Origin of the sequence: Staphylococcus roterodami, assembly GCA_022493055.1 — a bacterium.
In the GTDB taxonomy this organism is placed as follows: Bacteria; Bacillota; Bacilli; order Staphylococcales; family Staphylococcaceae; genus Staphylococcus; species Staphylococcus singaporensis.
Genome location: CP092781.1, coordinates 1,668,587 through 1,681,821, shown reverse-complemented (window position 1 = coordinate 1,681,821; position 13,235 = coordinate 1,668,587). Strand labels below are relative to the sequence as shown.

The following is a 13,235-nucleotide window of genomic DNA, read 5'->3' as shown; positions in this document are numbered from 1 at the left end:
ATAATAAATTGAGGGATTCTTTTTTCATCTATGGATTTATAGTATAATGAGTCATAATCAAAATAAAGAGGGTGATGTAATGAAATGCCCGAAATGTAATTCTACACAATCTAAAGTCGTAGATTCAAGGCATGCCGATGAATTAAATGCCATTCGTAGACGAAGAGAATGTGAAAATTGTGGAACACGTTTCACTACATTTGAACATATCGAAGTCAGTCAGCTTATTGTTGTGAAAAAAGATGGCACAAGAGAGCAATTTTCAAGAGAAAAAATACTTAATGGACTTGTACGTTCATGTGAAAAGCGTCCAGTTAGATATCAACAACTTGAAGATATTACTAATAAAGTTGAATGGCAATTAAGAGATGAAGGTCATACAGAAGTATCTTCACGAGATATAGGTGAGCATGTGATGAATTTATTGATGCATGTTGATCAAGTCTCTTATGTGAGATTTGCATCTGTTTACAAAGAGTTTAAAGATGTTGACCAATTATTGGCATCAATGCAAGGGATTTTAAGTGAAAATAAACGGAGTGATGCATAAATGGGACGACAAGCCTTTGAATTTGGCTTAAGACCAAAGGATCAATTTCAAGTTATGCAACACTTTGATTTTAATACAAATCATTTAGAAGTTTTAAATCGATTATATACACCTTTAATCGGTACACAAGCAGTAGGTTTATATCATTTTATGACTCAGTTTGTTGAAAAGAATCGAAATACAACTTCGATATTATCGCACTATATATTTATGAATGAACTTAAAATTAATTTACTAGAGTTTAGACAGCAAATGGATTTGCTAGAAGCGATTGGTTTAATCAAGACATATGTTAAACATGATGAGCAAGAAACTCAATTTGTTTATCAGCTGATTCAACCGCCTACAGCACATTTATTCTTTAATGATCCAATGTTGTCAATCTTTTTATATAGTGAAGTAGAACATCGTCGATTTCAGGAATTAAAAAAATATTTTGAGTATAAAGACGTCGACTTAACAGATTATAAACAAACAACAAGACAGTTTACTGAGGTGTTTAAAGTTCCTTCAACGAAAGTTGATATTGATACGAGTGACATTCCTATTAATCAGTCATATCAAGGTATAGATTTAACAAATGAATCTTTTGATTTTGAAATGTTGAGACAAATGTTAAATAAGCATTTTATTAGTCAAGAAATAGTGACAAAAGATGCAAAACGCTTAATTACACAGCTTGCTACATTATATGGTTTGACGCCAGATGGTATGAAACATGTAATTTTAAATTCAATCACTAGCGGGCAACAACTATCATTCGAAGAAATGCGAAAACAAGCGCGTTCATATTACTTAATTGAACATGATAATCAAATGCCTAAATTACAAGTAAAATCGTCAACTTCATCATTACCTGAGAAAGGTGAATCGAACGAATTAAATCTGGCTCCACAAAGTGATGAGTGGTTTGATTTATTAGAACAAACGAGTCCGATTGACATGTTGTCGTCGTGGTCAGAATCAGAGCCAACTGTTTCGCAAAAGACAATGATTGAAGAGTTAATCGAACGTGAAAAAATGTCGTTTGGTGTTATAAATATTTTGTTGCAATTTGTTATGCTAAAAGAAGATATGAAACTACCTAAGGCATATATTTTTGAAATTGCATCGAATTGGAAGAAAAAAGGGATAAAGACAGCTAAAGAGGCGTATGAATATGCTAAAAAAGTAAACCAACCTAAGAGTGAACCGTCAAGTGCTAATTATCAAAAGCGTGGTACATATTCTGGACAACGTAAACGTATATCAAAAGAAAAGACGCCGAAATGGTTGGAGAACAGAGATAATCCAGATAATAATCATCCAACAAAGCATAATAGTTCAGATGACCAACAATTAGAACAAGATCGACAAGCATTTTTAGATAAATTATCTAAAAAATGGGAGGAGGACAGTCAATAATGAAGCAATTTAAAAATATAATGGGAACATCTAATGATTTTGAAAAAAGAATTAAAAAAATAAAAAACGAAGTCATCAATGACCCAGATGTTAAACAGTTTTTACAAGAACATCAGTCTGAATTAACAAATACAATGATTGATGAAGATTTGAATGTTTTACAAGAATATAAAGATCAACAAAAACATTATGATGGTCATAAATTTGCAGATTGTCCTAATTTCGTAAAAGGTCATGTTCCAGAGTTATACGTTGATAACAATCGTATCAAAATTCGCTATTTGCAATGTCCGTGTAAAATTAAATATGACGAAGAACGTTTTGAAGCAGAGTTAATTACATCTCATCATATGCAACGAGATACTTTAAATGCAAAACTAAAAGACATATATATGAACAATCGAGATAGATTAGATGTAGCAATGGCAGCTGATGAAATTTGCACAGCAATTACTAATGGAGATACGGTTAAAGGATTATATTTATATGGGCCGTTTGGTACAGGAAAATCTTTTATTTTAGGTGCGATAGCAAATCAACTCAAATCAAAAAAAGTGCGCTCTACAATTATATATTTGCCTGAGTTTATTAGAACTTTAAAGGGTGGCTTTAAGGATGGTTCTTTCGAGAAGAAATTACATCGTGTAAGAGAAGCTAATATTCTAATGCTTGACGATATAGGTGCAGAGGAAGTAACGCCGTGGGTAAGGGATGAAGTAATTGGACCGTTGTTACATTATCGTATGGTCCATGAATTACCTACATTTTTTAGTTCGAATTTTGATTATAGCGAGTTGGAACATCACTTATCAATGACAAGAGATGGCGAAGAAAAAACTAAAGCTGCTCGTATTATTGAACGTGTCAAATCTTTGTCTACACCATACTTTTTATCAGGGGAAAATTTCAGAAACAATTGAAATTTAAAATGAGTGGTGTATAATAAAATCAAATCTAAATCGTTTAAATGATTGAAGACAAGATAATCTAATCAATATTACACAGAAAGCCATTACTTGATGAGAATATGGTTAATAAATTAGATGATTACTACTTCATTTTTGGTATTTGTAATGAATACCCGGCTCAAGACCGTTATCTTAAGCAGAGATATTTAATACATAACTTGTATTAAATAACTAGGGTGGTACCACGACGATCTCGTCCCTTGTATAGGGGCGGGATTTTTTGTTTTTCAATTATAAATAAATGTTAGTTGGTATCGTTTGATTCCTGTTTATTGTTAATTGGTTGAATGAAAGAACAATGATTGTTGTTCAATTTTTTAACGAGGTCAGATAAAAGTATATAGAACACACATAGGAGGGTTTAATATGGAACAAATTAATATTCAATTTCCAGATGGTAATCTAAAGGCGTTTGATAAAGGCACAACTACAGAAGATATTGCTCAATCAATAAGCCCAGGATTACGTAAAAAAGCAGTTGCTGGGAAATTCAATGGTCAACTAGTAGATTTAACTAAACCGCTTGAATCAGATGGATCAATTGAAATTGTGACACCTGGTAGTGAGGAAGCGCTAGAAGTATTGCGTCATTCGACTGCACATTTAATGGCGCATGCAATTAAAAGATTATATGGTGATGTTAAATTTGGAGTTGGACCAGTAATTGATGGTGGTTTCTACTATGACTTCGATATCGACCAAAACATTTCGTCTGATGATTTTGAACAAATTGAAAAAACAATGAAACAAATTGTTAATGAAAACATTAAAATAGAACGCAAAGTCGTTTCAAGAGAAGAAGCGAAGGCTTTTTTCAGCAATGATGTATATAAGCTTGAATTAATTGATGCAATTCCTGAAGATGAAAATGTGACATTATATAGCCAAGGTGACTTTACTGATTTATGCCGAGGTGTGCATGTACCTTCAACAGCTAAAATTAAAGAATTTAAATTATTATCTACTGCTGGGGCATATTGGCGCGGAGATAGTAACAATAAAATGTTACAACGTATTTACGGTACTGCTTTCTTTGATAAAAAAGAATTAAAAGAACACTTGAAAATGTTAGAAGAACGTAAAGAACGTGACCACCGTAAAATTGGTAAAGAATTAGAATTATTCACAAATAGCCAATTGGTTGGTGCTGGTTTACCATTATGGTTGCCGAATGGAGCAACAATTAGACGTGAAATCGAACGATACATTGTTGACAAAGAAGTAAGCATGGGCTACGACCACGTTTATACACCAGTTCTTGCAAATGTTGATTTATATAAAACATCAGGTCACTGGGATCACTATCAAGAAGATATGTTCCCGACAATGCAATTAGATGAAACTGAATCAATGGTGTTACGCCCAATGAACTGTCCACATCATATGATGATTTATGCTAATAAACCGCATTCATATCGTGAGTTACCAATTCGTATCGCTGAGTTAGGAACTATGCACAGATACGAAGCGAGTGGTGCAGTTTCAGGGTTACAACGTGTTCGTGGTATGACTTTGAATGATTCACATATTTTTGTTCGTCCAGATCAAATTAAAGAAGAATTTAAACGTGTTGTTAACATGATTATCGATGTTTATAAAGATTTCGGTTTCGAAGATTATAGCTTTAGATTAAGTTACAGAGATCCTGAAGATAAAGAAAAGTACTTTGACGATGATGATATGTGGAATAAAGCTGAAAATATGCTTAAAGAAGCAGCAGACGAGCTGGGCTTATCATATGAAGAGGCAATTGGTGAAGCGGCATTCTATGGTCCAAAATTAGACGTTCAAGTAAAAACTGCAATGGGTAAAGAAGAGACATTATCAACAGCGCAACTTGATTTCTTATTACCAGAACGTTTTGCCTTAACTTATATTGGTCAAGACGGCGAACAACATCGTCCAGTTGTTATCCATCGTGGTGTTGTTTCTACTATGGAACGTTTTGTTGCTTTCTTAACTGAAGAAACAAAAGGAGCATTCCCAACTTGGTTAGCACCAAAACAGGTACAAATTATTCCAGTTAACGTTGATTTACATTATGATTACGCACGTCAATTACAAGATGAATTGAAATCTCAAGGTGTTCGAGTGAATATTGATGATCGCAATGAAAAAATGGGTTATAAAATTAGAGAAGCTCAAATGCAAAAAATTCCTTACCAAATTGTAGTTGGTGATAAAGAAGTGGAAAATAATGAAGTGAATGTGCGTCGATATGGTTCACAAGACCAAGAGACAGTTGAAAAAGACGAATTTATCTGGAATCTAGTTGATGAAATTCGTTTGAAAAAACATAGATAATTAAACGGGTTATTAGATACAAAATAATGGTGTTATTATGATTCGTGTTTTACAGGGTTGATAAAATCAAGTGAATCCTGTATATTACAAGATAGTTAAAATATTAAATTGAGTTAGAGGTTGCATGTTTAAAGAGTAACTTGTCAGAAGTATTTATGGTACATATGTTGAACAAGTGAAAGGTAAAGATGCCGAAATAGATATAAACCATAAATTATATCTGTTGGGACAGTTTTCGAATAGGAACTGTACTGTCACTGAATGTGATGTGCTACCTTATATAGATAATAGCCAAAGTGGTTGCATATCTTATAGGTATGTAACCACTTTTTTACTTTGAATATCTTTGAAAGATAATTAAAGTGGGTATGAAAGTAATTAAAGGTAATTTATTTCTTGGCCTCTAAAACATAGAAAGGGAGCTTATATGTCAAAAGTTCAAAATGAAAGTCACAATTCTGTAAAAAGAGGGTTAAAAGATCGTCATATATCGATGATTGCGATTGGAGGTTGTATTGGTACTGGATTGTTTGTAACATCTGGTGGTGCAATTCACGATGCAGGTGCTCTTGGTGCATTAATTGGTTACGCAATTATCGGAGCAATGGTGTTTTTCTTAATGACTTCACTCGGAGAAATGGCTACTTATTTACCTGTATCAGGTTCGTTTAGTACCTATGCTACAAGGTTTGTAGACCCATCATTAGGTTTCGCACTAGGTTGGAATTATTGGTTTAACTGGGTTGTTACAGTTGCAGCTGATATAACGATTGCAGCACAAGTTATTCAGTATTGGACACCCTTGCAAGCTATACCAGCTTGGGCATGGAGTGCTTTATTCTTAGTAATTATTTTTAGCCTGAATTCATTATCAGTGCGTGTATATGGTGAAAGTGAATATTGGTTAGCATTAATTAAAGTAGTTACTGTAATCATCTTTATTGCTATCGGTTTACTGACAATTGTTGGTATTATGGGCGGACACTTTGTGGGATTTGAAGTATTTAATAAAGGTGAAGGTCCTATTCTTGGTGGCAATCTAGGCGGAAGTTTATTATCTATTTTAGGTGTATTCTTAATTGCCGGGTTTTCATTCCAAGGTACAGAGTTAATAGGTATTACTGCTGGTGAATCGGAAAATCCCGAACGCGCAGTACCTAAAGCAATTAAACAAGTATTCTGGAGAATATTGTTATTCTATATTTTAGCTATTTTTGTTATCGGTATGCTTATTCCATATGATAGCAGTGCGTTAATGGGTGGCAGTGATAATGTAGCAACGTCTCCGTTCACATTAGTGTTTAAAAATGCTGGATTTGCGTTTGCAGCATCATTTATGAATGCAGTAATTTTAACGTCTGTGTTATCAGCAGGTAATTCAGGCATGTATGCTTCAACACGAATGCTTTATTCAATGAGTAAAGATAAATTAGCGTTTGAAACATTTGGTAAAACAAATAAAAACGGTGTGCCATATATGTCATTACTAGTAACAGCAATTATTGTAGTGATTATTTTCGTATTACAAAGCCTTACAAAAGGTGCATACGAATATATCGTTGCAGCTAGTGGTTTGACTGGTTTTATTGCTTGGGTAGGTATTGCTGTAAGTCATTATCGATTTAGAAGAGCTTTTGATAAACAAAATTACGACAAATCAAAATTAAAATATACAGCTAAATTATTCCCATTTGGTCCGATTTTTGCTGGTATATTATGCGTTGTTGTAATAATTGGTCAAGATGTTGATTTTATTAAAACAGGCGATTTTAATTTTAGTCGCTTTTTGATTACTTATATGGGAATTCCTGTATTTTTAGCATTCTTTATCTATCATAAATTGAGATATAAAACGAAAAAAATTCCTCTTGAACAAGTAGATTTACGTCAAGACGTGTCAATGGATGAAATAAAAGGATAAAATAAAAAAATACAGTTATAGTGTTGACTTAAATGTGAATTGTTGATATGATTAACAACGTTGAATACGAAACGAACCAAGTAGAAGCACCCGCTTCTCACCTGTAGCGACGCATAAAGCAGTTGGCAGGTTAATCACATTACACATAACTGTGTATAAGGAAGAGCGGGTATTTTATACCTGTTCTTCCTTTTTGCTTGGTGCAAATTTCGTAAAAATTTTGGAGGTGTCAACCATAGCAAAAGATCAAACTCAAATCAATGACAAAATTCGTGCAAAAGAATTACGTTTAATCGGTCAAGATGGTGAACAAATCGGTGTTAAATCAAAACGTGAAGCGTTAGAAATGGCTGAACGTGTAGATTTAGACCTTGTGGTCGTTGCACCTAATGCTAAACCACCAGTTGCGAGAATTATGGATTACGGTAAATTCAAATTCGAACAACAGAAAAAAGAAAAAGAAATGAAGAAGAAACAAAAAATTATCAATGTTAAAGAAATTCGTTTAAGTCCAACTATTGAGGAGCATGACTTCCAAACTAAGTTAAAAAACGGACGTAAGTTCTTAGCAAAAGGCGATAAATGTAAAGTATCTATTCGTTTCAGAGGGCGTGCCATTACGCATAAGGAGATTGGACAACGCGTGCTAGAAAAATTTGCAGATGAATGTAAAGATATAGCAACAGTTGAGCAAAAGCCTAAAATGGAAGGGCGTCAAATGTTTATTATGTTAGCGCCAACTGCTGAAAAATAATTAAAGCTATTACAGGAGGATTTATATTATGCCAAAAATGAAAACTCACCGCGGAGCAGCTAAACGTGTGAAAAGAACTGCTTCAGGTCAATTAAAACGTTCAAGAGCTTTCACATCTCACTTATTCGCAAACAAAAGCACTAAACAAAAACGTCAATTACGTAAAGCTAGATTAGTGTCTAAGAGCGATATGAAACGTGTAAAACAATTATTAGCATACAAAAAATAAGAACAAATACAGAAATCGGTAGGAATTACCTAAGGAGGAATTTTTTATGCCACGAGTTAAAGGTGGAACAGTAACAAGAGCGCGTCGTAAAAAAACGATCAAATTAGCTAAAGGTTACTTCGGTTCAAAACATACATTATACAAAGTAGCTAAGCAACAAGTAATGAAATCAGGTCAATACGCTTTCCGTGACCGTCGTCAACGTAAACGTGACTTCCGTAAATTATGGATTACACGTATCAATGCAGCAGCTCGTCAACATGAAATGAGCTACTCTCGTTTAATGAACGGTTTGAAAAAAGCTGGTATCGATATCAACCGTAAAATGTTATCAGAAATCGCAATTTCAGACGAAAAAGCATTTGCACAATTAGTAACAAAAGCTAAAGATGCTTTAAAATAATATTAATTATAAAAAAGAGATGGCAATGTCATCTCTTTTTTATTTTTAGAAAAATTAATATGTCACATTTAATCGCTAAAACATGATAGATTTGCTAAAATGCATGTAAGAGATTAAACATAAAAGTGAGGAGTTTTAATACGATGTCTAAATTTGATGAGCAAATTATTGTAGTACCTAGAGAAACTATATTTGATAATGAAAAAAATACTTTCAATGGTTTTTTAAATAAAAATAAGCCAATAGGACAAAGTATATTTGATGCTTTGCGTCATTATGAAGTTAAACGTCGAGGAGATATGGAAGAAGATCCATCATATAAACAACTCATTTCTTATTGTTTACTTGAAAATGAACATGGCGAAATATTAGTATATGAACGTTTATCTGGTGGTGGAGAAGAACGATTACATGGCCAATCATCAATAGGAGTAGGTGGTCATATGAACGATGTGCCAGGTGCAGAATCAATAAATGAAGTGTTAAGAGTTAATGCTCAACGTGAATTAGAAGAAGAAGTAGGTCTTAGTGAACAAGATTCGCAAAATATGGAATATATTGGTTTCATTAATGATGATAATAATGAAGTAGGTAAGGTACATATTGGTGTTGTATTTAAAATAACAGTTAGTTCCAATGATGTTGAAGCTAAAGAAACAGATACATTAAGAATTAAATGGATTGAAAAAGGAAGCATTGAGTCATATGATGATTTTGAAACATGGAGTGCATTAATACTTCAAGATTTATAATCAATCGAGGTGACAATCATGTCAGATATTATTCAGTTTCCGAATGTTTCGCAAAAATTATTAAAAGATATTAAGCAAGCTGAAGAGAATCGTAATTATGATCAAATGTACGAATATATTGAACAGTATGAGCGTCAATTTGAGTTGACAGAAGAAATAGCAATGATGAAGTGCCGAATGTTATATGAGACAGAATCTTATCTTGAATTAAGAGAAGAAGCCATTGTACTTTTGAAAAGTGGTATTCAACAATATGATACATTGATGGTATATTACGTGAAAAGTTTAATTGGTTTAAATCAATATTTTGAAGCGATAGAAGTTATTAATCAAATCATTGATGAAGTGAGAAATCATAAAACACGAATGGCTTTATATCCATTGAAAGAATTTGCAAAATCAAAGTTAATCGAAGATGAAAAGGAAGTAACAAAGTCGCTAACAGATTTTAATTTTCTTTCGATGCGTGAACAAACTAATCTTTTATTAAAGCTAATAGATAATGGGCATTTTCAATTCAAAGAAACGATTTTATATTTACTAGAAACACAGTCCCATAGTTATAATATGATGAGTTTAATGATTGAATATTTAAGGTTCGCGAATTGTACACAAGAATTAATGATTGAAAAATATGGCATTAAGACTACAATTGTACCTGCTCATTTAAAAGGATTGGAACATACGACGCTTAAAGAGCTAGTATTACCATGTGTAATGCAGTCTTTGGAAGATGGTGCTATTCATATTGCTGAAGAAGCCCATCATATTATGAACAATCACTCTATCTTGTTATACCCGTTTGATATCGAATCACTATTTGACATAAACGCATGGATTAATGCATACGAATGTTATTTTAAAAACATGTTAGGAATACAATGCGAATTGCAAAATTATGACACTTTTAAATTTATTCAGCAATTAGATTTGAATGAAAATAGTTAAATTGTTGCAAAATTGTAATCGACATTTTAATATAGTTTTGACGAAAAAAGTTGATTTAAAAATATATAAACGTTGTGATTTCAATGTTTGTGTAGGAAATCGTCCTATGATATAATAGGGAAGTTGAAAAAATAAATTAGTTAATCATGGAGGTATATATACATGACAGCAACTTGGGAAAAAAAGGAAGGTAATGAAGGTTTATTAACTGTTACTGTTCCTGCAGAAAAAGTAAACAAAGCGTTAGATCAAGCATTTAAAAAAGTGGTTAAACAAATTAATGTACCTGGATTCCGTAAAGGCAAAGTACCACGTCCAATTTTCGAACAACGCTTTGGTGTAGAAGCATTATATCAAGATGCTATCGACATTTTATTGCCAGATGCTTATGGTGAAGCAATTGATGAAACTGACATCAAACCAGTAGCGCAACCAGAAGTAAGTGTAACTCAAATTGAAAAAGGTAAAGATTTCATTTTTGAAGCTACAGTTACAGTTGAACCAGAAGTAAAATTAGGTGATTACAAAGGTCTTGAAATTGAAAAACAAGAAACTGAATTATCAGATGAAGAATTACAAGAAGCAATTGACCATAGCTTAGGACATCTAGCTGAAATGGTAGTTAAAGAAGATGGTGTTGTTGAAAATGGCGATACAGTAAACATCGACTTTAACGGTTCGGTTGATGGAGAAGAGTTTGAAGGCGGTCAAGCTGAAGGTTATGACTTAGAAGTAGGTTCAGGTTCATTCATCCCTGGCTTTGAAGAGCAATTAGAAGGTATGAAGGTTGGCGAAGAAAAAGATGTTGTTGTAACATTCCCAGAAGAATACCATGCTGAAGAATTAGCTGGTAAAGAAGCAACATTCAAAACAAAAGTTAACGAAATTAAGTTCAAAGAAGTTCCAGAATTAAATGACGAAATTGCAAACGAATTAGATGCAGAAGCAAACACTGTTGACGAATACAAAGAAAACTTACGTAAACGTTTAGCAGAGCAAAAAGCTACTGATGCAGAAAATATCGAAAAAGAAGAAGCAATTACAAAAGCTACTGACAATACAACAATTGATATTCCAGAAGCGATGATTAACACTGAATTAGATCGTATGGTTTCAGAATTTGCTCAAAGAATTCAACAACAAGGTTTAGATTTACAAACGTACTTCCAAATCTCTGGTCAAGATGAAACACAATTAAGAGAGCAAATGAAAGACGATGCAGAACAACGTGTTAAAACAAACTTAACATTAACTGCAATTGCTGAAGCTGAAAATATTGAAGCTACTGATGAAGATATCGATAAAGAATTAGAAAAAATGAGTGGACAATTTAATATCTCAGTTGAAGATATCAAGAATACTTTAGGTAATACTGATATCATTAAAAATGATGTACGTATTCAAAAAGTTATCGATTTATTAAGAGATAACGCTAAATTAGTCGAAGGTACTAAAGAAGACTAATCTTCATTTAACATTAAATTCTAAAAGTGAGTAGCAGATGCATAGCTTATGTATCTGCTACTATTCTTTAAGCAAAATGTTTGTGTGTTAATATGTTGCATTGTAATATCCAATCTAGTATAGTCTTTAACGAATAGGGGTGTAAAAAGAATGTTTAAATTCAATGAAGATGAAGAAAATTTAAAATGCTCTTTCTGCGGAAAAGACCAAGATCAAGTTAAAAAACTTGTTGCAGGAAGTGGTGTATATATTTGTAATGAGTGTATTGAATTATGCTCAGAAATCGTTGAAGAAGAATTAGCACAAAACACTTCTGAAGCGATTACAGAATTACCTACTCCTAAAGAAATTATGGATCATTTAAATGAATATGTTATTGGTCAAGAAAAAGCTAAGAAATCATTAGCTGTGGCAGTATATAATCACTATAAACGTATTCAACAATTAGGACCAAAAGAAGATGACGTTGAATTACAAAAAAGTAACATTGCCTTAATTGGACCAACAGGAAGTGGTAAAACATTATTAGCGCAAACATTAGCTAAGACTTTAAATGTACCATTTGCTATTGCCGATGCTACTAGTTTAACTGAGGCGGGTTACGTTGGTGATGATGTAGAAAATATCTTATTAAGATTAATCCAAGCAGCTGACTTTGACATTGATAAAGCTGAAAAAGGTATTATCTATGTTGATGAAATTGATAAAATTGCACGTAAATCTGAAAACACTTCAATAACGCGTGACGTTTCAGGTGAAGGTGTTCAACAAGCTTTGCTTAAAATTTTAGAAGGTACAACTGCAAGTGTACCACCTCAAGGTGGACGTAAACATCCAAACCAGGAAATGATTCAAATTGATACAACTAATATTTTATTCATTCTTGGTGGTGCATTTGATGGCATTGAAGAGGTTATTAAACGTCGCCTAGGTGAAAAAGTAATTGGTTTTTCAAGCAACGAAGCTGATAAATATGATGAACAAGCGCTATTAGCTCAAATTCGTCCAGAAGATTTACAGGCTTATGGCTTGATTCCAGAATTTATCGGACGTGTACCGATTGTAGCTAATTTAGAAACACTAGACGTAACAGCGTTGAAAAATATTTTAACGCAACCTAAAAATGCGTTAGTTAAACAATATACTAAAATGCTTGAATTAGATGATGTGGAATTAGAATTTACTGAAGAAGCATTATCAGCAATTAGTGAAAAAGCAATCGAAAGAAAAACAGGTGCACGTGGTTTACGTTCAATTATCGAAGAATCTTTAATCGATATTATGTTTGATGTGCCTTCTAACGAAAACGTTAGTAAGGTTGTCATTACAGCACAAACGATTAATGAAGAAATTGAACCAGAACTTTATGATGCAGAAGGCAATTTAATTAACAGTAGTAAAACATCAGCTTAAACGTTGATGTGCAATATAAGTGAAAAGCTCCAATCAAAGTTGATGCTCAAATAGTTTAACTTTGATTGGAGCTTTTTTATAATGTATACCGAAAGGATCAAATATTATATAATGGTAGAGTTGAA

14 protein-coding genes, 1 riboswitch and 1 other annotated feature are annotated in these 13,235 nt (G+C 32.9%); all 14 genes read left to right on the top strand.

The window, feature by feature from the left end:
• The first annotated feature begins 79 nt into the window (after positions 1 to 79).
• The 14 genes from nrdR (at position 80) to clpX (ending at position 13,110) form a co-directional block, all read left to right on the top strand.
• Entirely contained in the window at positions 80 to 550 is a 471-nt protein-coding gene (gene nrdR / locus ML436_08155) for a transcriptional regulator NrdR (protein UMT77173.1), read from the top strand.
• A complete protein-coding gene (locus ML436_08150; GenBank protein UMT77172.1) occupies positions 551 to 1,954 on the top strand; it encodes a replication initiation and membrane attachment family protein in 1,404 nt (467 codons plus the stop codon). It begins immediately after the preceding gene.
• Positions 1,954 to 2,874, top strand: coding sequence for a primosomal protein DnaI (gene dnaI, locus ML436_08145; GenBank protein ID UMT77171.1), 921 nt, complete (start codon positions 1,954 to 1,956; stop codon positions 2,872 to 2,874). The genes ML436_08150 and dnaI overlap by 1 nt, the downstream gene beginning before the upstream one ends.
• Positions 2,875 to 2,981: 107 nt before the next feature.
• Positions 2,982 to 3,089 carry a hypothetical protein gene (locus ML436_08140; GenBank protein ID UMT77170.1) on the top strand — a complete coding sequence of 36 codons (108 nt, stop codon included), beginning with the start codon at positions 2,982 to 2,984 and terminating at the stop codon, positions 3,087 to 3,089.
• Positions 3,090 to 3,288: 199 nt separating this feature from the next.
• On the top strand, positions 3,289 to 5,226 hold the full coding sequence (gene thrS / locus ML436_08135; protein ID UMT77169.1) for a threonine--tRNA ligase: 1,938 nt from the start codon (positions 3,289 to 3,291) through the stop codon (positions 5,224 to 5,226).
• Between the two features lie 106 nt (positions 5,227 to 5,332).
• Positions 5,333 to 5,508, top strand: a riboswitch (Lysine riboswitch).
• A 145-nt stretch (positions 5,509 to 5,653) separates the two neighbouring features.
• Positions 5,654 to 7,147 (top strand): amino acid permease, encoded by a 1,494-nt coding sequence (locus tag ML436_08130; protein ID UMT77168.1) that lies wholly within the window; start codon positions 5,654 to 5,656, stop codon positions 7,145 to 7,147.
• Positions 7,148 to 7,219: 72 nt separating this feature from the next.
• Positions 7,220 to 7,345 (top strand) — a sequence feature (ribosomal protein L20 leader region).
• 28 nt (positions 7,346 to 7,373) lie between these two features.
• On the top strand, positions 7,374 to 7,901 hold the full coding sequence (infC, locus tag ML436_08125; GenBank protein ID UMT77167.1) for a translation initiation factor IF-3: 528 nt from the start codon (positions 7,374 to 7,376) through the stop codon (positions 7,899 to 7,901).
• A 28-nt stretch (positions 7,902 to 7,929) separates the two neighbouring features.
• Positions 7,930 to 8,130 (top strand): 50S ribosomal protein L35, encoded by a 201-nt coding sequence (gene rpmI, locus ML436_08120; protein ID UMT77166.1) that lies wholly within the window; start codon positions 7,930 to 7,932, stop codon positions 8,128 to 8,130.
• A gap of 46 nt (positions 8,131 to 8,176) precedes the next feature.
• Positions 8,177 to 8,533 carry a 50S ribosomal protein L20 gene (rplT, locus tag ML436_08115; protein UMT77165.1) on the top strand — a complete coding sequence of 119 codons (357 nt, stop codon included), beginning with the start codon at positions 8,177 to 8,179 and terminating at the stop codon, positions 8,531 to 8,533.
• Between the two features lie 143 nt (positions 8,534 to 8,676).
• Positions 8,677 to 9,285: an NUDIX domain-containing protein gene (locus tag ML436_08110; protein ID UMT77164.1), complete on the top strand. Its 609-nt coding sequence runs from the start codon at positions 8,677 to 8,679 to the stop codon at positions 9,283 to 9,285.
• 18 nt (positions 9,286 to 9,303) lie between these two features.
• Positions 9,304 to 10,233, top strand: a complete 930-nt coding sequence (locus tag ML436_08105; GenBank protein UMT77163.1) for a hypothetical protein — start codon at positions 9,304 to 9,306, stop codon at positions 10,231 to 10,233.
• Positions 10,234 to 10,237: 4 nt separating this feature from the next.
• Entirely contained in the window at positions 10,238 to 10,348 is a 111-nt protein-coding gene (locus tag ML436_08100; protein ID UMT79505.1) for a hypothetical protein, read from the top strand.
• A gap of 47 nt (positions 10,349 to 10,395) precedes the next feature.
• Complete coding sequence (tig, locus tag ML436_08095) at positions 10,396 to 11,697, top strand: trigger factor (GenBank protein ID UMT77162.1); 1,302 nt, start codon at positions 10,396 to 10,398, stop codon at positions 11,695 to 11,697.
• A gap of 150 nt (positions 11,698 to 11,847) precedes the next feature.
• On the top strand, positions 11,848 to 13,110 hold the full coding sequence (gene clpX / locus ML436_08090) for an ATP-dependent Clp protease ATP-binding subunit ClpX (protein ID UMT77161.1): 1,263 nt from the start codon (positions 11,848 to 11,850) through the stop codon (positions 13,108 to 13,110).
• The last annotated feature ends 125 nt before the right edge of the window (positions 13,111 to 13,235 follow it).